Here is a 19,710-nt window from a genome sequence, read left to right on the forward strand (position 1 = left end):
CGTGAAAAGCGTGTGTCGGGTGGGGCACCCGGTCGCAGTGTGGCCGCCTCAGTGCTGGTGGCCGGTCGCCTCGCCGAAGGTGACGCCGAAGCGCTCCTCGAACAGGTCCATCGCCTTCCCCTCGACCGCGTCGATCTCCGGGCTGTCGCCCTCGCCGTGGTGCGCGAGGTGGTGTGCGCGGGAGGCGAACGATAGCAGCGTGATGTCGGCGACGACCTCGGCGGGGGACTGACCCTGCTCGGCGAGCATGTCGATGAGGTCCGCGGGGAGCTCGACCTCGTCTGCGTCGTCGTCGGATTCGATGGCGAACGTGATTGTCTCGACGTCGTCTGACATAGTTCGGGATTCGTTGGCAGGCATAAACCTCTGTGGGTTCAGAACTCCGAGACGGGTCGACGCGGGCCGTGACGTACGTCGACTCCGTCGAAGACGAACCGCGCGCCCCCCGCATCGCTCTCCGTCACTGAGACGTTCCACCCGTGCCCCGCAGCGACCGTCTCGACGATGGCGAGGCCGAAGCCCGTGCCGTCCTCCCTCGTCGTGAAGCCACGGTCGAACACCGACGCCCGCTCGTCCGCGGGGATACCGGGGCCGTCGTCCGAGACGGCGAAGCCGTCCGCCGTCGATTCGACGGTCACGGTGATGTCCTCGTGACCGTGGTCGACCGCGTTCCGGAACAGGTTCTCGAACACCGTCTGGAGCCGCTCCGGGTCGGCGTTCACCGTCGCGTCCTCGTCGACGACCAGCGTCGCGTCACCCGTCGGCAGCGACCGCCACGCCCGCGTCGCCGTCTGGACCAGGGACACCTGTTCGGGCTCGCCGACCGCCTGTCCCTCCCGGGCCAGTGTCAGCATCTCGCCGATGAGTCGATCCATCCGCTCGACCGCCCGGTCGATGTCGTCGAGATAGCTCGTGTTGCCGGTGTCCCGTGCGAGCTCGACGTTGCCGGAGATGATCGAGAGCGGCCCCCGGAGGTCGTGGCTCACGACGCTCGTGAACTGGTCGAGCCGCTCGTTCCGGCGCTCCAGCTCGCGGTGCTTGCTCGCCCGGTCGAGTGCCACACCGACGTTCCGTGCGAGCAGGGAGAGGAGTTCGACGGTCTCCTCGCCGACCCCGCCGGCGTGTGGGACCGCCGTGCCGAGCAGGCCGTAGTCCCCGACCGGGACGAGGAGCACCGACGAGAGCGGAAGGTCTGGGAACGCCCGGTCCGGCCGTGAGGAGTAGTCCTGGACGAGCGACCGCTCACCGGACTCGAACGTCTTCATCTCGAGGGTGCCCGGCTGCACGGCCCTGAGTTCGAGGTCCTCGTAGCCGGCGAGTACACGGGCCGCGTCGCTGCCGGCGACGGGAACGAGGTCGTCGCTGTCCGCTTCGGCCAGCCAGAGGGTGGCGAACGGCTGGTCGAGGACGCACTTGGACACGTCGATCGCGGTCTTCGCGATGACGCTCGTCCGCTCGGTCGCGAACAGGTCCCGTGTCGCCTCGTTCAGCGCCGCGAGGCGGTCCTCGTGGGAGAGCCGTCTGTCACCCGCATGGACGACGACGACCGTCTCCCCGGTCGTCGACCGAACGAACGTCAGCTGCCACTCCCGCTTCTCACCGTCGCTGTCGCTGAACTCGCGGACGGTCCCGAACCAGCGGCCGCTGCGTTCGACCGCACTCAGCCCGTCGGCGACGCAGTCGTGGTGGCTCGACGGTAGACACTCCCGCCAGGTCTCGTCGAGCAGCTCGATCGGGTCGTCGTAGCCGTAGAGGCCCGCGTACTCGCCGTTCGCGAAGACGTGCCGTCCGCTCTCGTCGAACACCGCCACGCCCACCCTGGTAGACGACCGGACCCCTTCCCCACTGGCGTCCATTCGAACGTGTAGACTGGCCGAAGAAACATAAAACCGCTAGCGTAGCATTCAGGGTTCAGTCGTCGGCCTCGGCGGCCGTCTCGGCGGTCGCATCGACCGTCCTCGCGTGCTCCTCGAGGTAGTCGTCCGCGTCCAGTGCCGCCTTACAGCCCATGCCGGCCGCGGTGACGGCCTGCTGGTAGTGGTAGTCGACGACGTCGCCGGCCCCGAAGACGCCATCGACGGCGGTCTGGGTCTGGCCGCCGCCGAAGCCGCCGACCGTCTTGAGGTAGCCCTCCTCGTCCATCTCGACGCCAGTCCCGTCGAGGTACTCCGTGTTCGGCGTGTGGCCGATAGCGTAGAACACCGCCCCGACGTCCTTCGCGTACTCCGTCGTGTCCGGGTCGTCGGGCCTGGCCGTCGGGTGTCCCTCGGGGTTCTCGACGAGCGTCACGTGGTCCACACCGTCCGCCTGTGAGCCGTGGATCTCGGTGAGCTCGGTGTTCCAGAGGATCTCGATGTCGCCCTGCTCGACCTTGTCCATGATGCGGTCGATCCAGACGTCCTCGGCGCGGAACTCGTCGCGTCGGTGGGCGATGTAGACGGTGTCGGCGAACTTGGTGAGGAAGTTCGCCTCCTCCATCGCGGCGTCGCCGCCGCCGACCACGAGCATGTCCTCGTCGCGGAAGAACGCGCCGTCGCAGGTCGCACAGGTGGAGAGCCCGTAGCCCATCAGCTCGTCCTCGCCGGGGACGCCGAGGGTCCGCGCGGACGCACCGGAGGCCGCGATGACCGCGTCGGCGGTGTAGACGTCGCCGTCGGTGAGCTCCACGCGGAAGGGTCGCGAGGAGGCGTCGACGTCCGCGATGATGCCGTTCCGGGTGTCGGCACCGAACTTCTTGGCCTGCTCTTTCATGTTGTTGATGAGGTCGGGCCCGGAGATGCCCTCGGGGAAGCCGGGGTAGTTCTCGACGTCCGTCGTCAGAGTGAGCTGGCCGCCGGGCTCGTCGCCCTCGACGACGAGGGGCTCGTTGTTCGACCGCGCCGCGTAGATGGCCGCCGTGAGGCCCGCGATGCCAGTGCCCGCGATGAGCAGTTTGCGGTGCTCGAGGACGTCGTCGCGTGGGTCCGGACCGCCTTCGGCGACGTCCTCGCCGCCGTCGGTCGCCTCGGCCAGTCCCAGCAGCTCGTCCAGCTCGCCGGTCTCGTCGAGCGCCGACGTGTCGTCCCAGCCACCGACGAGCTGGCCGTCGATGAACACCTCGGGTGCGGTCTTGCGGCCGTCCGCACGCTCGACCATCTCGTCGAACAGCTCATCGTCGCCGGTCACGTTGTACTCCGCGTACTCGACGCCCTTCTCGTCGAAGAGCTCCTTCGCCTTGTCGCAGTACGGGCAGTTCACCTTCGTGTATATCTCTACGTGCGGCTCGTCTGTCATGGCCAGATATAGCCCTCGTAGGTGTTTTATATTTGCGTTGTCCGACGCCCTTGCTGCACACCCGGCATGTGATGACGAACCACGGCGGGGCACCAATCGTTTTAACCGCTCCCACCGGGAACCACCGGGTAATGACCCTGCACGTGACGAACACGTTGACGGGCGAGAAGGAGCCGTTCGAGCCGAACGACCCCGACGACGTCCTCCTCTACTACTGCGGTCTGACGGTGTCGGACCCGGCTCACCTCGGCCACGCACGCGGCTGGGTCCACGTCGACGTGATGCACCGCTGGCTGGCACATCTCGGCTACGACGTCCGGCACGTCGAGAACTTCACCGACGTGAACGAGAAGATAGTGGCCCGGGCGGGGGACCCCGAACTCGGCGCGGACGAGGCGGCGGTCGCCGAGCACTACATCGCCGACGTGCTCGCCGACATGCGCGGGCTGAACCTGAAGCGTGCGGAGGTCTACCCCCGGGTCTCGGAGCACGTCCCGAAGATCGTCGACCTCGTCGAGACCCTCGTCGAGAAGGGCTACGCCTACGAGGCCGACGGCTCGGTGTACTTCGACGTGACCAGATTCGAGGAGTACGGCAAGCTCTCGAACCAGCGCGTCGAGGACATCGAGGAGCAGGGCGACCCCGACGAGCTCGGCGAGAAGCGGCACCCGGCGGACTTCGCGCTCTGGAAGGCCGACGGCGTCGCCCCGGACGCCGTCCACGAGCACCGCAAGGCCGACCACCCGGGCGACGACGGGGAGACACCGAGCGGTCAGACGTGGGACTCGCCGTGGGGCGAGGGGCGACCCGGCTGGCACATCGAGTGCTCCGCGATGGCGATGACCCACCTCGACAGCTCCATCGACATCCACGTCGGCGGACAGGACCTCGTCTTCCCGCACCACGAGAACGAGATCGCCCAGTCCGAGGCGGCAACGGGCCAGCAGTTCGCGAAGTACTGGCTCCACGTCCGCCTGCTGGAGACGAAGGCCGAGAAGATGTCCTCCAGCCTGGGCAACTTCACGACCGTCGGCGACGCGCTCGAATCGGAGGGCGCGAACGTCGTCCGGATGTTCCTGCTCTCGACGGCGTACCACAACGAGGCGGTCTACAGCGACGAGACGCTGGCCGAGGCCCGCGAGCGCTGGGAGCGCCTCGAACGCGGCTACCGGACCGCCGTCAAGGCCTGCGACTCCGTCGACGCGCGGACGACCGCCGACGACCGCGACCTGCGCAACACCGTCGACCGCGCCCGCCGGGAGTTCACCGAGGGGATGAACGACGACTTCAACACCCGCGAGGCGACGACGGCGCTGCTCGAACTCGTCGGCGCGGTGAACCGCCACGTCGACGACCACGACGAGTACGACTACCGCGGTCTCCGCGAGGCCGTCGAGACGTTCGACGAGCTGGGCGGCGACGTGCTCGGCTTCCAATTCCGCGGGGAGACCGACGGGAGCGCCGAGGTCGCGGGCGAGCTGGTCGAGCTGGTCCTCTCGGTCCGCGCGGCCGAGCGCGAGGCGGGCAACTACGAGCGCGCCGACGAGCTCCGCGACGAGCTGGAGGCCATCGGCGTCACGGTGGAGGATACGGACGACGGCGCGACGTTCCGCCTCTGACCCCCTCGGTGCGTTGCCACTCCATTTAAGCCCCCGTACCGATTGGAACCGCTCATGAGAACCAATCGACGAACGTTCCTCGCGACGACAGCCGGTGCATCGCTGGCTGCGACCGCTGGCTGTCTCGGACTGCTCTCCGACGCGACGACCTTCGAGGCACAACAGGCCGCGACGGCCGAGGCTGTCGCCAACGAGGGGAACTACGTCCCGCAGGAGCCACGCAAGCTCGAGGCCGAACGGACGTTCTCCGTCGCCGACCGGGAGCAGACCGTGACGGTCGTCAACTGGGTGTCGGAGTACTACAAGACCATCGACGCGGGACCGCTCAGCGGCCAGCGCGCGGGCGTGTTCGCAGCCGTCTCGACGCCCCAGGTCGAGATCCTCGGCGAGTCGTTCAACCCGCTCGCCGACGCCAGCCCCCGCGACATCATCAGTCGATTCCAGCAGCAGTACGAGGGTATGAGCGTGGGCGACCGCATCGGGCAGACGACACTCGGTGCGCTGGGTGGGAGTGCGCTGGTGTCGACGTTCGACGGATCGGCGACCATCCGGGGCCAGCAGGTCGACACCAACTTCGTCGTGAGCGGCTCCGTCGAGAACGCGGGCGACCACGTGGTCTCACTGGGCGTCTTCCCGGCCCAGCTCGACGAGCAGGGGAACATCCACGCGATGATCGAGAACCTCGACCACCCGGTCTCGAGCGAGTAGATCGACAGCGAGCGCGTAGCAGTTCGAGAGGAACGTGGTCCGAACGCTCAGGCGGCCCTCGCCCGCGGTTCTGCGGCCAGTTCTACCGAGGACGGACCGACAGGTGGCCCAGCAACGGAGCTGTTCGAGCCCGCCTGTGAGACGCTGATCTCGTAGACGGAGAGGTGCAGATACGTGATCGGCGGCGGGTAGAGCCCGTGTTCGAGCTGGAGCGACGGTTGGATGTCCACCAGGTCCTGGTCGTAGACGACCTCAGTGCTCTGGCCGACGATGGTCGGCCCGGCGATGATGGCACCCGATACCTCGCTGCTCCCAGCGACGATGCAGGTGTCCCACCCGTCGCATTTGCTCCCGGTCCCGAAGGGTTCCGCCGCGGCGTTCGATTCGTTGTCCCCGAGCACGGGCTCCTCGCGGGGTGCGAAGATGGTCCCGTACAGCTCCGCCTGGCTCCCGCCGGTGATGGCGACCTGCATCTCCGACGTGCCGTACAGCTGGAAGTACTGGGACTCGTCGACGACGCCGACCTGGCTGTTGCCCATCCCGAAGTTACCGGTCGAGTAGATGCGGAAGGCGCGGTTGTCGCCGCCGTTCTCGATTTCGATGTTCCCACCTTCGAGGGAGATGTTCCCGTCCACGATCATCGTGACGTTCCCGGCGCTCAGGTCCACCGTGAGGTCGTCGCCGTTCTCGAGGACGAACCCGTCGTCGTCGTAATATGTTTCACCCCCACTGAGGCTCGCTCCGTAGACTTCGGGGTGCATCACCGGCATCGTCGTGTCGTTCTCCGCGTCACGGACCTTCTTCTCGATGACGTCGTCGAGGATGCGGAGGTCGTTCGTCGCACCCTCGGTGACGTTGCCGGTGACCCGGCTGTGGTCGGAGACGTTACCGCCAGCGGAGACGTCGCCGTCGATCACGGCGGAGCCGCCGTCGAACTGGACGTCGCCGCCGGTCGCGTAGACGCCCTCCGAGAAGGTGCTGTCGATGGCGGGCTCTCCGAGGCGCATGACGACCGTCTCGTTCTCGTGGTCGACGGTGATGCTGACGTCGTTCGTCTGCTGACGGAGGTAGTCCGCCCAGCCGCCGTAGTACTTGCTCTGTATCTCGACGGTGACGAGCTGGCCCTGGACGACGGACTGCCGGTCCAGCGCCTGGCCCGTGCCGTTCCGCCGGAGGTCGATGCCGCTGGCGGTGAGCGTCCGTTCACCGGTCACCAGCGGTATCCAGGCGTTCAGCGACCCGTCGGCGTATTCGAACGGGGGCGGTGAGACCATGGTGGCGTCCTGGCCGGTCCCGCGCCACACGCCGCCCGCCTGGTACGCGACCGTGCTGCCCTCGCGGGTGTACTCGACGGACCCGAAGGTGCGGTTGGCAATCAGCGTGTCGTCCGTGTAGACGCGGATGCGCCCCGTCTCGTCGTGCCGCACCGCCGCGTCGTTCGCGCGGATGTCGAAGTCGACCCGTTCGGTCGTTCCCTGCCCGAAGGCGACGGACGTCACCGACTGACTGAACTCGACGAACACCATCTCGATGCGCTGGTTCTGGGCGTTGTCCTGCGCCCGGTCGAGCGTGACGCTCCCCACGAGTGCGACCGACAGCATGCCCAGGACCACGAACCCGATGAGCAATGCCACTGCCAGCACCGACGACTGTCCACGGTCGTCCGCACCGCTCGTTCGGCCGCCCGATTCGCCCGTTACTTCCCTGTGTTTCGACGCTCCCCCTTCCCAAGGGGCTCGTCTCATCGGTAACTGAAACGCAGGGCACACGTAAATAAAGAATGTAATATAAACATCAATAATGTAGATGGTAACAAAACGGTCTGGGAAGAAATAACGGGCGAACTCAGTAAAGAAACAACGGGAACGTTCGAGAGTAGATATCGGCCACTCTCAATCGGTACCGCCTCCAACGACAACAGCGGCCACAACCCTATTGTGTCGGTATTCGTCAAACCGTTGAATGGAAAACCGCTGGACGGCGGTTACCGCCCTGACCACTCAGGCTCGCGGTCCTCGAAGAAGGCGTCGATGCCCTCGTTCTTGTCCTCGCCCGCGAACAGCAGTGCGAACAGTTCGGCCTCGTACTCGATGCCCGCCTCGAGCTCCATCCGCGAGGCCGCCTTCACCGCCTTCTTGGCGTGTTCGAGCGCGACCGGCGACTTCGACGCCATCTTCCCCGCGAGGTCGTATACCCGGTCGTCGAGCTCCTCGGCCTCGCACACCTCGTCGACGAGGCCGATGTCGTCCGCCTCCTCGGCGTCGATGAGCTCGCCCGAGAGGACGAGCCGCATCGCCTGCCCCTCGCCGACGAGACGGGGGAGCCGCTGGGTCGCGCCGCCGCCGGGCATGATGCCGAGGTTGATCTCGGGCTGGCCGAACTTGCCGCCGTACTGCGCGATGCGCACGTCACAGCCGAGGGCCAGTTCGGAGCCGCCGCCGAGACAGTGGCCGTTGATACGGGCGATGACCGGTTTCTCCAGGTCGTCGACGTACTCGTAGACGCGGGGACGCTTCGACGCCTCGCGCTGTTCGAGCGCGTCGCGCTCGCGCAGCTCCGTCACGTCGGCACCGGCGACGAACGCACTGGACTCGTCGGAGCCCGTGAGGACCACGACGCGAACGTCGTCGTCGGCCTCGACCGCGTCGAGCACCTCCTTCAGCTCCCGCCGGAGCTGGGCGTTCAGCGCGTTCCGGGCGTCCGGACGGTCGAGGGTGACCGTCGCCACGCCCCCGGCTTCCTCGCCGACGGCCACGCTGACGAGCTCGCAGTCCGCCGCCGCAGCCTCGGCGTCGACGGACTCGGCCACCGGGCCGTCCGAACCGTCGTCGCCATCGCTCATTCGTCGTCACCCCAGTCGCCCGACGTGCCGACGATCTCGCCGTCCTCCCACACGTAGAACCCCTCGCCGGTCTTCCTGCCGAGCTTGCCCGCGCGGACCTTCTGCTTGAGCAGCTGGGGCGGCCTGAACCGCTCGCCGAGCTCCTCGCGCAGGTACTCCAGGATGTCGAGGCGCACGTCGAGCCCGACCACGTCGCCGAGCTCGATCGGACCCATCGGGTGGTTGTAGCCGAGCTCCATCGCGGCGTCGATGTCCCGCGGCGAGGCGACGCCCTCCTCCAGCATCCGGATGGCCTCGACGCCGAGCGTGACCCCGAGCCGGGAGGACGCAAAGCCCGCAGAGTCCCGGACCGTCACGGGCGTCCGGTCGATACCCTCTACGAATTCCTCGGCGAACTCGACGGTCGTCTCGCTCGACTGCTCGGGGACGACCACCTCGACCAGCTGCATCAGGTGGACCGGGTTGAAGAAGTGCAGGCCGACGGCGCGCCCGTCGTGCTCCAGCGCGCTCGCGATCTCCGTGATGGAGAGCGATGATGTGTTCGTTGCGATGACGGTGTCGTCGTCGACGACGGCCTCCACGTCGGCGAACGTGTCCCTCTTCAGCTCCATCTGCTCGGGCACGGCCTCGACGACGAGGTCGGCACCTTCGAGCGCCGGTTCGAGCTCGACCGCGGTGTCGATGTGTTCCAGCGTGGCGTCCATCTCGGCCTGCGTGACCTTGTCGCGGTCGACGCCGCCCTGGAGGTTCGACTCGATGGTCGCGAGGCCGTCGTCGACGAACTCCTGTTCGATGTCGCGCATCGTCACGTCGTGGCCTGCCATCGCCGTGACCTGTGCGATTCCGTTACCCATGGTCCCCGCACCGAGTACAGTGACCTTCATACCTGAGACCGTGATTGCCCGGCAAGTAAGCGTTGTCCGTTCCGGCGGCCTCTGCGGTCCTAGCTTGAAGTTCACCCCTGCCGTCGACACGGGTATGAGTCAACGCACGACGACCATCGAGCGACTCCGGGAGCCGGTCGCGAGCTACGGGCTCCCAGCCCGGACCGCGGTCGCCCTCGTCGCCGCACTCCTCGGCAACCTCGCCATCCTGAACCTGGCTATCTCGGCCGCCCTCGCGCCGGATCTGATGGCACTCGACTACCCGCCGGTCGCCATCCTCACGACCGTCGGCGTCCTCGGGGCAGCCGTCGTCTACTGGCTGCTGTCGACGCGGGTCGAGTCGCCGACGCAGACGTTCACCGGACTGGCGTGGGGCGTGCTCGTCCTCTCGTTCGTCCCCGACATCGGCATCCTGCTGGTCGACGAGACGGCGACGGCGGCGGGCGTCGGTGCGCTCGCGTTCATGCACCTCACGGCCGCGGTCGCCTGCATCGCGTTCATCCCGTCCGGGGACTGAGAAACCGGGTCGCGGCGGTCACTCCGCCGGTTTGACCTTCGAGCCGTAGCGCGTGACGCCCTCCTGCGTGTAGATGCGGCGGAACTCGGCTGCGACGGCGTCGCCGACACCCACCGACGCGGGCTCCGCGTCGGTCACCTGCACCGGGACGCTGACGCTCCCACCGTCGGGGCCCTCGAAGGCGACCACCGCGACGGCGAAGTCGCCGGACTTGGACTGCTGCTCGGCGAACTCCGGCGGTGCGCCACCCTGCGAGATTGTCGTGACCGCCTCGACGGAGCCGGTGCCCGGGAGCTCGACCGGCTCCACGCCGGCCCGCTCGTTGCAGGACTCGCAGGCACCCTCCGGCGGGAAGTTCAGCGCGCCGCAGGCCTCGCATCGGCCGGCTTCGAGCCGGTAGCGCTGCGGGATGGAGCGCTTCCACGACGGGACCGAGACGTACGCACCGCCGCCGTCCGGCGGTCCGGAGGTGACCTCGCCGCGCTGGCGCAGGTACTCGGCGTAGGAGAGCGTCGCACCGCCGTCGAGTGCGAGGTCGGCCGCGACGTCGTCGCCGCCGTCACCATCGCTCCCGGTCTCGACCACGAGCGCATCCGCCCCCGCGCCGGAGCCGACGCCGACGACCAGCGTGGTCTCGACACCGTCCGCGAGCGCCCGGGCGAGCGAGAGCGGCGCGCTGGCGGCGGCGGTGTCGCCGAGCTCCTGCACGGTCGCGACGTCGTAGATGGCCGAGTTGTCGACGCCGAGCGCACCCGCGACGCGGTACGGGCGCTTCCCGTCGGGGGCCTGGATGGCGACCGCGTCCGGCTCGGGGTCGGTATCGAGCGCATCGACCGCGCCCGTGACGACCTCGCTGAACGCCGTGCGCTCGTAGGTCGTCACGTCGAGCCCCTCGGTACGCTCGCTGCCGGCCTCCCGGAACCGGGTTCCGGGGTACGGCGTCGCGTACTCGGCATGGTCCGTGACCGTCGCACCGCCGTCGTCACTGCCGTCGCCGAGCACGAACGCGGCCGCACCCGCGCCGGCGGCGTGGTCCACGGAGTCGTCGAGGTGTCCCTTCGGACAGTCCGCGGCGACGACCAGCGCGCGACCTCCGTCGAGGTCGGCTGCGACGGCGTCGACGAGTGCCGAGGTGCCGGCCCTGGTGCTCCCACTCTGGAGGCGGCGGGTCGCCGTCTCCGGCACGCCCAGCGCCGCGCCGAGTCTGCTCGTCAGGTCCCCCTCGGCGAGCGGCGGCGTCGTGGAGGCGAACGCGAGGTAGTCGACCGCCGCACCGTCGCTCCCGTCGGCGGCGAGTGCGCGCTTCGCGGCCGCGACGGCCATGGTGAGCGCGTCCTCGTCCGCCCCGGGGACCGCCTTCTCCTCGATGCCCGACGCCTGGAACTGGCCCCAGGCCTCCTCGAACGCCTCGGCGGTGATGCGGAACCGCGGCGCGTACGCCCCGACGGCGCGGATGCGGTTCCCGGTCATGCTCCGACCTCATCACGTTCGAAGGCGTGGACGACGGCCGCGCCGCCGCTCCCACCGACGTTGTGGGTCAGCCCGCGCGTCGCGCCCTCGACCTGTCGCTCGCCGGCCTGTCCGGTGAGCTGCTTGAACGCCTCGACGACCTGGCCCGCGCCGGTCGCGCCGATGGGGTGGCCCTTCGACTTGAGGCCGCCGGAGGTGTTGACGACGACCTCGCCGCCGAAGTCGCTCCGGCCGTCGGCGACGAACGCCCCGGACTCGCCCGGTTCGCAGAGGCCGAGGTCCTCGTAGGCCATCAGCTCCGCGATGGCGAAGCAGTCGTGGACCTCCGCGAAGTCCAGGTCCTCGGGGCCGAAGCCGGCCATCTCGTAGGCCGTCGCGGCGGCCTCAGCGGAGGCGGGCACGTTCACGTAGGAGTCGCGCTGGAACAGCCCGACGCGGTCCGAGGCCGCGCCGACGCCCGCAACGCGCAGGGCCTCGTCGGCGTACTGGTCGACCACGTCCTCGCTGACGACGATGGCCGCCGCCGCGCCGTCGGTGGTCGGACAGCAGTGGTAGAGGTTCAGCGGGTCGGCGACGACCGGCGCGTTCATCGCGTCCTCCAGCGAGCAGGTGAACCCGAGGTGGGCGTGCGGGTTGTTCGCGCCGTGGGCGTGGTTCTTCACGGCGACGTGGGACAGTTGCTCGCGCGTGGTGCCGTGCGCTGCCATGTGCGCGCTGGCCATCTGGGCGTAGACCCCGGCGAACGTCGTGCCGGAGAGACGCTCCCACTCCGTCTCGCCGCTGACGCCGAGCCAGTACTTCGTCGCGTCGCCGGAGGCGTCGGTCATCACCTCGACGCCGCCCGCGAGGACCACGTCGGCCATTCCCGACTTGACCGCCTGCACGGCCTGCCGGACCGCGTAACCGGAGGCGGCACAGGCGTTCTCGACGCGGGTCGTCGGCACGCCGTGGAGTCCGACGTGCTCGGTGACCGCCGGGCCGGAGAGCCCGAGCTGGCGGCCCCCGACGCCGAGTGTGCCGACGACGGCCTCGTCGAAGTCATCCGGGTCGATGCCTCCCGCGACACTGTCGACGGCCGCGTCGTAGGCCGTCCCGAACAGCGACCGGTAGCTCTCGTCGGGGAAGGAGCCGAAGTCTGACTGTCCCGCCCCGACGACGTACGCATCTCGCATACTGGACCGTCGAACGCCACGCGCCAAGTAGCTTCGCGCTTCGGCAGCAACGGCGAGGCGGCGACGCGACCGGTATCCCCCCAGAATCGCCGTGAGATACAAGCCAATCCCCCGTCTCTACCGACCATGAGCAACTCGCGGATCACCGTCTCGCTCGACGAGGATGCCCAGGAGGCGCTCGAAGACGTCACCAAGCGCACCGGGCAGGGCCAGAGCGAGCTCGTCCGACGGGCGCTGACGTTCTACGCGGCGAACTTCCAGGCAGCGACGACGGACGCGAGCGAGAAGCTGGAGGACTACCACAAGATGCTCTCCGGTGGCGAGCACGTCCTCCTCGACGTCGACTTCCTGCACTGCTTCCTCGACTTCGTCTCCGACGAGGAGGGGAACCGGGCCGAGGAGTTCCTCGAGGCGGCCGACGAGGTGTCGGCGTACCACGCTCGGGAGTACGAGGACGAGTTCGAGAGCCTCGACGAGATGCTGGAGTGGCTCTCGCTCTGTGGCTTCCTCTCGGTCCGCCGGAGCGACGAGAGTCGCTACCACGTCGTCTTCCCGTCCGAGGAGATCCGCTGGTTCATGACCCGGTTCATCGAGCGCAGTGCGGTGCGGCTCCCGTTCGACATCGAGATCGAGGAGGGGTACACGAAGGTCATGATGACCGAACATCCCGCCGAGGAGTCCTGAGCCCCCTGGACTGCTGGCCATCAGTTCCTGTCGTTCGGCGAGTATGAAGTCTTCATACGTCTTCATACGAACGCGTAAGCGCCGACAGAGGTGTGTTACTCGGTAACAACAGACTATAAGCCGGTTCACCGACTGGTACCTTTCGTCATGGCACAGGATGACACGTTCGCGGACAGGCTGCGGCGGCGGCGGTTCCTGCGCCTCGGTGGGGCGGTCGGTGCGGCGGGCCTCGCCGGGTGTCTGAACCAGGGTGAACTGCAAGGTGAGACCGACGACGGTGACGGTGAGACCGACGGTGGTGGCGGTGGCGGCGGCGACGACACGGACGATGACGACGGCGGCGGCGGTGGTGGTGGCTCGTCCGAACCGATACAGGTCGGGACCGCCATCCCGTTCTCGGGCGACCTCAGCGACTTCGGTGAGCCGATGCTCAACGCCATGCAGATGGCGGTCGAGGACATCAACGCGGCCGGTGGCCCGCTCGGACGGGAGGTGGAGATACTCGACGAGGACACCGGGACGGACTCCACACAGGGCGTCAACGCGGCGAACAAGCTCGTCGAGACCGACGGCGTCTCCGGGCTCATCGGAGCGGTCTCCTCGGGGGTCACCATCAGCATCGCGCAGTCGGTGACCATCCCGAACGAGGTGCTGCACATCACGTCGGCGTCGTCCTCGCCGAGCATCTCGACGCTGGACGACGACGACTACGTCTTCCGTACCCGGACGAACGACCGGTTCGTCGCGAAGGTGATGGCCCGCATCATCCAGAACCAGGGTGCCGACAGCGCGGCCGTCATCTACGTCAACAACGACTTCGGCCAGGCGCTCGCCGACACGTTCGAGTCCTCGTTCGAGGGCACGACGACGGCGACGGTCGGCTACACGTCGGGGCAGACGAGCTACGAGCAGATCCTCTCGGAGGCGTTCAGCGATGACCCCGAGTTCATCGCGTTCGCGGGCTACCCCGAGTCCGGGACGACGATGCTCAGCCAGTGGAACGAGGGTGGCTACGGTGGCAACTGGGTGTTGCACACCAGCATGCTCTCCGAGGACGTCATCAGCAACGTCGGTGCCGACGTCATCGACGGGATGTACGGCGTCCGGACGCGCCCGCCGACGGGTGACGCCACGGAGTCGTTCGTCAGCGACTACGAGAGCGCCTACCCCGACGCCGACGTGTTCTCGCCGTACTCGTGGAACTCATACGACGCGCTCGTGTCGTACTGTCTCGCCGTCCACGCGGCCGGCACGACCGACTCCTCTGCCGTCAAGGAGGAGATGCGGACGGTGTCGAACCCGCCGGGCGACACGTACAGCTACACCGAGTTCGGCGACGCCGTCTCGGCGCTCGACGACGGCGGGCAGGTCGACTACAGCGGGCCGAGCGGCAACGTGAACTACGACGACAACGGCGACGTGGCCAGCGACATGGTCGTCGTCGAGGTCGTCGACGGTTCGTTCGAGGACCAGGAGGTCATCCCGGCCGACGAGCTGGTCTGAGACGGCAGTCTGTCATCCCCCATTTTCGATACACATGCACGCTGCAACAGTACGACGAAACCGCCGGAGACGGAGAGAGGTGAGGCTCGCGTGAACGAGGACGCCCGCGTCGGCGTCGACATCGGCGGCACGTTCACGGACCTCGTGACCATCGCGGACGGGGCCGTCCGCGTCCACAAGACGCCATCGACGCCCTCGGACTCCGAACAGGGCGTCATGGACGGGCTGGAGGGCGTCGCCGAGAGGTACGGCATCGACCCCGGGGACATCGGGTTCTTCGGGCACGGAACCACCGTGGCGACGAACGCGGTGCTCGAAGGCCAGTGGGCCGACACCGCGCTCGTGACGACCGAGGGGTTCCGCGACGTGCTCGAAATCGGACGCCAGGCCCGACCGGACATCTACGACTTCGACGCCGAGAAGCCGACACCGGTGGTCGAGCGCGACCGCCGCTACGAGGTCACGGAGCGCCTCGACGAGCGCGGCGAGGTGCTCGACACCCTCGACGAGTCTTCGGTGGAGGCGCTCGCGGACGACCTCGACGACGTCGACAGCGTCGCGGTCAGCCTCCTCTACTCGTTCGAGAACGACACGCACGAACAGCGGGTCCGAGAGCTGCTCGAGGCCCAGGGCGTCGACGCCTCGTTCTCGCTCTCCTCGCAGGTGCTCCCCGAGATCCGGGAGTACGAGCGGACGCTCACGACCGCGCTGAACGGCGCGCTCAAGCCGGTGATGGACCGCTACATCGGCCGGCTCGAACGCCGGGTCGCCGAGGAGGGCGTCGGGACCGACGTGAAGATAATGCAGTCCAACGGCGGCATCATCACCGCCGACGCGGCCCGCGACCGCCCGGTGAACACGCTGCTCTCGGGGCCCGCTGCGGGCGTGCAGGGTGCGACCTACGTCGCCGGGCTCGCGGGCATCGAGGACTGCATCACGATGGACATGGGCGGGACGTCCTGTGACGTGTCGCTCGTCGAGGGTGGGGAACCGCTCGTCACGACCGACGTGACGGTCGGCGACTACCCCGTCTCGGTGCCGATGATCGACATCCACACCGTCGGGGCCGGCGGCGGCTCCATCGCGTGGACCGACGCGGGCGGCGCGCTGCGCGTCGGGCCCAGGTCGGCCGGCGCGGAGCCCGGCCCGGTCTGCTACGGCCGGGGCGGCGAGCGGCCGACCATCACGGACGCGCACGCGCTGCTCGGCCGCATCGACCCCTCGCGGTTCCTCGACGGGCCGTCGCCCGACGACGCGGTCCGTCGCGCGGTCCGCGAGCACGTCGCCGACGAGCTCGACATGGGCGTCGCCGAGGCCGCACAGGGCATCCTGGACGTGGCGAACGCGAACATGGCCCGGGCGCTCCGGGTCGTCTCCGTCGAGCGCGGCTACGACCCGCGGGACTTCGGCCTCGTCGCCTTCGGCGGCGCGGGCCCGCTTCACGCCTGTCGGCTGGCGCGCGAGCTCGAGGTGCCCCGCGTCGTCATCCCGCGCACCGCGGGCGTGCTCTCCGCGCTCGGGCTGCTCATCAGTGACGTGCTGTACGACTACTCGACCTCGAAGGTCCGCCCGTGGACCGAGGTCGAGCCCCACACCCTCGCCGGGAGCTTCGCGACGTTCCGCGAGCGCGGGAGCGACCGCCTCGACACGGAGCGCGGCACCGCCGACAGCGTGCAGTTCGAGCGCTCGGTCGATCTCCGGTACGCAGGCCAGTCGTTCGAGCTCACGGTGCCCGTTCCAGGCGGCGAGGTGGACGAGGGGACGCTCGACACCGTCGTCGAGCGGTTCCACGACCGGCACCGCCAGCGCTACGGGCACGCCTACGAGGACGAGCCGGTCGAACTCGTCACCGTGCGCCTCCGGGCGCGGGGCGTCGTCGAGACGCCGGACCTGCACCCCGACCCCATCGAAGGCACCGTCGAGGACGCGGTCCGTGAGACGCGCGACGTGGTGTACGACGGCCGGCTCCACGAGACGCGCATCTACGACCGGCGGTTGCTGCCGACCGGGACGAGCTTCGACGGGCCGGCCATCGTCGAGGGCACGGAGAGCACGGTCGTCGTCCACCCCGACCAGGCCGCCAGCGTGGACGAGTACGGCACGCTGCTCGTGGAGGTGAACGCATGACCGACTCTGTCACACTCGAAGTCATCAGGAACGCCTGCATCGCCGTCTGCGAGGAGATGAACGCGAACCTCATCCGGACGGGCTACTCGCCGAACATCAAGGAACGTCGTGACTGCTCCTGTGCGCTGTTCGACGCCGACGGCGAGATGATAAGCCAGGCGGAGAACATGCCGGTCCACCTCGGCGCGATGCCGTTCTCGGTCGCGGCGGCCATCGACCGCTTCCCGCCGGAGACGCTCGAACCCGGCGACGGAATCCTGCTGAACGACCCGTTCTACGGCGGTGCACACCTGCCGGACCTCACCCTCGTGACGCCGGTGTTCCACGAGGACGACGACGGCGATTCGGAACTCGTCGCGTTCGCGGCGAACCGCGCGCACCACGCCGACGTGGGCGGGGCGCGCGCCGGGAGCGTCGCCGCGGACTCCACCGAGATCTACCAGGAGGGGTTGCGCATCCCGCCGGTGAAGCTGTTCGAGGGCGGCGAGCCGAACGAGTCGGTGTTCGACATGGTGCTCTCGAACGTCCGGACGCCGGACGAGCGCCGGGGCGACCTCCGGGCACAGGAGGCCGCCAACCAGACCGGCAGGCGGCGGTTCCTCGAACTGGTCGAGAAGTACGGTCGCGAGACGCTGAACGAGGCACTCGGCGAGATTCAGGAGTACTCCGAGGCCCGGATGCGCGCAGAGATCGAGGAACTGGAGGACGGCACCTACGAGTTCTCGGACGTGCTCGACGACGACGGCCTCGGCAACGAGGACCTCCGTATCCAGGCTGCCGTCACCGTGGACGGCGACAGCGTCACCGTCGACTTCGACGGCACCGCCGACCAGACCGAGGGCCCGGTCAACGCCGTGCTCGCGGTCACCGCGTCGGCGACGTACTACTCGGTGCGCTGCGTGACCGACCCGGACATCCCGCCGAACCACGGCTGCTACCGGCCCATCGAGGTGGAAGCGCCGGAGGGCACCATCGTCAATCCGAACCCGCCGGCGGCGGTCGTCGGCGGCAACCTCGAAACCTCACAGCGCGTGACCGACGTGGTGCTCGGTGCGTTCGCCCAGCAGGCACCCGAACGCGTGACGGCGGCCGGACAGGGGACGATGAACAACGTCACCTTCGGCGGCACCGACCCCCGGACCGAGACGCCCTACGCCTTCTACGAGACGCAGGGCGGCGGTTTCGGCGGCCGCGTCGGCAAGGACGGCATGGACGGCGTCCACGTCCACATGTCGAACACGATGAACACCCCCGTCGAGGTGCTGGAGACGGCGTATCCGCTGCGGGTGCGTCGGTACGAGCTCCGGCAGGACTCCGGCGGCCCCGGCGAGTTCCGGGGCGGGCTGGGCCTCCGCCGTGACATCCAGGTCCGCGACCATGAGGCGCACTTCAGCCTGCTCGCGGACCGCCACACGCATCAGCCGTACGGGCTTGAAGGCGGCGAACCCGGAGAGTCCGGTGCGGCCGAACTCACGACCGCGGAGGGCGAGACGCGCCGGCTCCCGCAGAAGTCGACACACGAGCTGCCACCGGGCTCGACGGTCAGCATCCGGACGCCCGGTGCTGGCGGCTACGGCGACCCCGCCGACCGCGACCCCGACGCCGTCCGGCGCGACGTGCGCCACGGGAAGGTGTCCGCGGCCGCCGCCCGGGAGGCGTACGGCGTGGACCCGAGCGTCGGCGAATCGGCCGACGCGGGCGACGATGCGCACGGCTCGACCGTCGACGCGGAGGGTGACGATGTCTGATGACGCGCGACCCGCTCCGGTACGTGCCGCACGTGCTGGTCACGAGCGTCGGCTACGTCGTCTTCGCCTACGCCGCGCTGCCGGACCTGCTGACGGCGCGGCTGGACATCGGCCTCTCGTCGTTCGGACTGCTGATGAGCGCGCCGCTGCTGGCGTTCGTCGTCGTGCAGCGCCCGGCCTCGCGCTGGGTAGGCCGGCACACGACGACCCGGGTGCTGTTCGCGGGCGGCCTCGCCCACCTCGCGCTGGGGCTGTCGGTGGACCTCTCGGCGTCGTTCCCCGTCGTGCTCGCGCTGCGCGGGCTCTGGGGCCTGACGGGTGGGCTCTTGCTCACGGTCGGTGCGACGCACATCTCGCGGCTCTCGGAGGGTGCGAACGCGACCCGCCAGCAGGGGGTCTACGGCGGCCTGCTCACGATGGGCGGGATGCTCGGCTTCCTGCTCGCGCCGACGTTGGTGCGGGAGTACGGCTGGCTCGCGCTGCACGCCCCGGGCACACTGCTGTCGGTGCCGGCCATCGCGGTCGCGGGGCTCCACCTGTCGGACCGACGGACGGCACCCACGGAGACGACGACGGCCCGGGGCGGTGTCGTGTTGCACCCGGTCGTCGTCCTCGCGTCGGTGTGCTACGTGGCCATCATCGGCTCGTACATCACGCTCTCGACGTTCGTGACGGCGTACTTCGCGGACCTCGGCGTGGTCGCCCGCCTGAACGTCGTCGTGCTCGCGTCGGCGACGGCGGGGCGCATCGTCGGCGGGGAGACCTCGTGGCGGATCGCGCTCTCGGACCGGCGGCTCATCGCCGGGAGCACCGCCGCCGCAGCACTGGGCTTCGGCGCGATGGCGGCGACAGGGAGTTCGGCCGCGCTGGTCGTCCTCCCGTTCGTCGTCATGCTCGCCGTCTCGGTCCCGTTCGGAGCGGTGTACAACCTCGCCGCGGGCGCGACCGACGCGGAGGGGACCGCCATCGCGACCATCGTCGCGGCTGGCAACGTCGCCGCACTGGTGCTCCCACCGGTGACCGGCACCATCCGGGAGACGACGGGGAGTTACGGCGGTGCGTTCCTCGTCCTCGGCGCGCTGAACGCCGTCGCGGCGGTCGCGACCTACTACACGATACGGAGGAAGACATGAGACGCCACGGACGGTCCGGCGGGTCGACGC

At 69.1% G+C, this 19,710-nt stretch carries 16 protein-coding genes; 8 read left to right on the forward strand and 8 right to left on the reverse strand.

The window, feature by feature from the left end; genetic code table 11:
* Positions 1-48: 48 nt before the first annotated feature.
* The 3 genes from NOW55_RS04990 to grxC are packed head-to-tail and all read right to left on the reverse strand — an operon-like array spanning position 49 to position 3,273.
* Complete coding sequence (locus NOW55_RS04990) at positions 49-336, reverse strand: DUF7545 family protein (protein WP_256398978.1); 288 nt, start codon at positions 334-336, stop codon at positions 49-51.
* Positions 337-374: 38 nt separating this feature from the next.
* Complete coding sequence (locus NOW55_RS04995) at positions 375-1,856, reverse strand: ATP-binding protein (protein ID WP_256398979.1); 1,482 nt, start codon at positions 1,854-1,856, stop codon at positions 375-377.
* A gap of 55 nt (positions 1,857-1,911) precedes the next feature.
* Positions 1,912-3,273, reverse strand: a complete 1,362-nt coding sequence (gene grxC, locus NOW55_RS05000; RefSeq protein ID WP_256398980.1) for a glutaredoxin 3 — start codon at positions 3,271-3,273, stop codon at positions 1,912-1,914.
* Positions 3,274-3,404: 131 nt separating this feature from the next.
* Between grxC and cysS the strand changes: the two genes are divergently transcribed.
* Both cysS and NOW55_RS05010 read left to right on the forward strand, forming a co-directional pair.
* The gene (cysS, locus tag NOW55_RS05005) at positions 3,405-4,892 is read left to right on the forward strand and encodes a cysteine--tRNA ligase (RefSeq protein WP_256398981.1); all 1,488 of its coding nucleotides are present in this window, start codon (positions 3,405-3,407) and stop codon (positions 4,890-4,892) included.
* 54 nt (positions 4,893-4,946) lie between these two features.
* On the forward strand, positions 4,947-5,600 hold the full coding sequence (locus NOW55_RS05010; RefSeq protein WP_256398982.1) for a DUF6517 family protein: 654 nt from the start codon (positions 4,947-4,949) through the stop codon (positions 5,598-5,600).
* 47 nt (positions 5,601-5,647) lie between these two features.
* Here the strand turns inward: NOW55_RS05010 and NOW55_RS05015 are convergent, their stop codons facing one another.
* The 3 genes from NOW55_RS05015 to NOW55_RS05025 form a co-directional block, all read right to left on the reverse strand.
* On the reverse strand, positions 5,648-7,345 hold the full coding sequence (locus NOW55_RS05015; protein WP_438266570.1) for a DUF7289 family protein: 1,698 nt from the start codon (positions 7,343-7,345) through the stop codon (positions 5,648-5,650).
* Positions 7,346-7,584: 239 nt separating this feature from the next.
* A complete protein-coding gene (locus NOW55_RS05020) occupies positions 7,585-8,442 on the reverse strand; it encodes an enoyl-CoA hydratase/isomerase family protein (protein ID WP_256398984.1) in 858 nt (285 codons plus the stop codon).
* A complete protein-coding gene (locus tag NOW55_RS05025) occupies positions 8,439-9,326 on the reverse strand; it encodes a 3-hydroxyacyl-CoA dehydrogenase family protein (protein ID WP_256398985.1) in 888 nt (295 codons plus the stop codon). Before NOW55_RS05025 ends, NOW55_RS05020 begins: the two co-directional genes overlap by 4 nt.
* A gap of 94 nt (positions 9,327-9,420) precedes the next feature.
* Between NOW55_RS05025 and NOW55_RS05030 the strand changes: the two genes are divergently transcribed.
* A complete protein-coding gene (locus tag NOW55_RS05030) occupies positions 9,421-9,843 on the forward strand; it encodes a DUF6069 family protein (RefSeq protein WP_256398986.1) in 423 nt (140 codons plus the stop codon).
* 18 nt (positions 9,844-9,861) lie between these two features.
* On the opposite strand, the gene NOW55_RS05035 is transcribed toward NOW55_RS05030, so the two are convergent.
* Together NOW55_RS05035 and NOW55_RS05040 are read right to left on the reverse strand one after the other, a co-directional pair.
* Positions 9,862-11,313: a zinc ribbon domain-containing protein gene (locus NOW55_RS05035; RefSeq protein WP_256398987.1), complete on the reverse strand. Its 1,452-nt coding sequence runs from the start codon at positions 11,311-11,313 to the stop codon at positions 9,862-9,864.
* Positions 11,310-12,485, reverse strand: a complete 1,176-nt coding sequence (locus NOW55_RS05040; protein ID WP_256398988.1) for a thiolase C-terminal domain-containing protein — start codon at positions 12,483-12,485, stop codon at positions 11,310-11,312. The genes NOW55_RS05035 and NOW55_RS05040 overlap by 4 nt, the downstream gene beginning before the upstream one ends.
* 126 nt (positions 12,486-12,611) lie before the next feature.
* Here NOW55_RS05040 and NOW55_RS05045 point away from each other — a divergent pair, with 126 nt between their 5' ends.
* From NOW55_RS05045 to NOW55_RS05065, 5 genes are all read left to right on the forward strand, one after another.
* A complete protein-coding gene (locus NOW55_RS05045; protein ID WP_256398989.1) occupies positions 12,612-13,169 on the forward strand; it encodes a ribbon-helix-helix protein, CopG family in 558 nt (185 codons plus the stop codon).
* 147 nt (positions 13,170-13,316) lie between these two features.
* A complete protein-coding gene (locus NOW55_RS05050) occupies positions 13,317-14,672 on the forward strand; it encodes an ABC transporter substrate-binding protein (RefSeq protein WP_256398990.1) in 1,356 nt (451 codons plus the stop codon).
* Between the two features lie 90 nt (positions 14,673-14,762).
* A complete protein-coding gene (locus NOW55_RS05055; RefSeq protein ID WP_256398991.1) occupies positions 14,763-16,799 on the forward strand; it encodes a hydantoinase/oxoprolinase family protein in 2,037 nt (678 codons plus the stop codon).
* Positions 16,796-18,547 (forward strand): hydantoinase B/oxoprolinase family protein, encoded by a 1,752-nt coding sequence (locus NOW55_RS05060; protein WP_256398992.1) that lies wholly within the window; start codon positions 16,796-16,798, stop codon positions 18,545-18,547. The genes NOW55_RS05055 and NOW55_RS05060 overlap by 4 nt, the downstream gene beginning before the upstream one ends.
* A complete protein-coding gene (locus NOW55_RS05065; RefSeq protein ID WP_256398993.1) occupies positions 18,547-19,680 on the forward strand; it encodes an MFS transporter in 1,134 nt (377 codons plus the stop codon). The genes NOW55_RS05060 and NOW55_RS05065 overlap by 1 nt, the downstream gene beginning before the upstream one ends.
* Positions 19,681-19,710: the final 30 nt, after the last annotated feature.

It is taken from the genome of Haloarchaeobius litoreus (assembly GCF_024495425.1).
Taxonomy (GTDB): domain Archaea; phylum Halobacteriota; class Halobacteria; order Halobacteriales; family Natrialbaceae; genus Haloarchaeobius; species Haloarchaeobius litoreus.

Coding starts and splice junctions, on each gene's coding strand:
- NOW55_RS05020 (WP_256398984.1), bottom strand. CDS start 8,442: ATGAGCGATGGCGACGACGGTTCGGACGGCCCGGTGGCCGAGTCCGTC.
- NOW55_RS05015 (WP_438266570.1), bottom strand. CDS start 7,345: ATGAGACGAGCCCCTTGGGAAGGGGGAGCGTCGAAACACAGGGAAGTA.
- NOW55_RS04995 (WP_256398979.1), bottom strand. CDS start 1,856: ATGGACGCCAGTGGGGAAGGGGTCCGGTCGTCTACCAGGGTGGGCGTG.
- NOW55_RS05065 (WP_256398993.1), top strand. CDS start 18,547: ATGACGCGCGACCCGCTCCGGTACGTGCCGCACGTGCTGGTCACGAGC.
- NOW55_RS05050 (WP_256398990.1), top strand. CDS start 13,317: ATGGCACAGGATGACACGTTCGCGGACAGGCTGCGGCGGCGGCGGTTC.
- NOW55_RS05035 (WP_256398987.1), bottom strand. CDS start 11,313: ATGACCGGGAACCGCATCCGCGCCGTCGGGGCGTACGCGCCGCGGTTC.
- NOW55_RS04990 (WP_256398978.1), bottom strand. CDS start 336: ATGTCAGACGACGTCGAGACAATCACGTTCGCCATCGAATCCGACGAC.
- grxC (WP_256398980.1), bottom strand. CDS start 3,273: ATGACAGACGAGCCGCACGTAGAGATATACACGAAGGTGAACTGCCCG.
- NOW55_RS05025 (WP_256398985.1), bottom strand. CDS start 9,326: ATGAAGGTCACTGTACTCGGTGCGGGGACCATGGGTAACGGAATCGCA.
- NOW55_RS05010 (WP_256398982.1), top strand. CDS start 4,947: ATGAGAACCAATCGACGAACGTTCCTCGCGACGACAGCCGGTGCATCG.
- NOW55_RS05040 (WP_256398988.1), bottom strand. CDS start 12,485: ATGCGAGATGCGTACGTCGTCGGGGCGGGACAGTCAGACTTCGGCTCC.
- NOW55_RS05045 (WP_256398989.1), top strand. CDS start 12,612: ATGAGCAACTCGCGGATCACCGTCTCGCTCGACGAGGATGCCCAGGAG.
- NOW55_RS05060 (WP_256398992.1), top strand. CDS start 16,796: ATGACCGACTCTGTCACACTCGAAGTCATCAGGAACGCCTGCATCGCC.
- NOW55_RS05030 (WP_256398986.1), top strand. CDS start 9,421: ATGAGTCAACGCACGACGACCATCGAGCGACTCCGGGAGCCGGTCGCG.
- cysS (WP_256398981.1), top strand. CDS start 3,405: ATGACCCTGCACGTGACGAACACGTTGACGGGCGAGAAGGAGCCGTTC.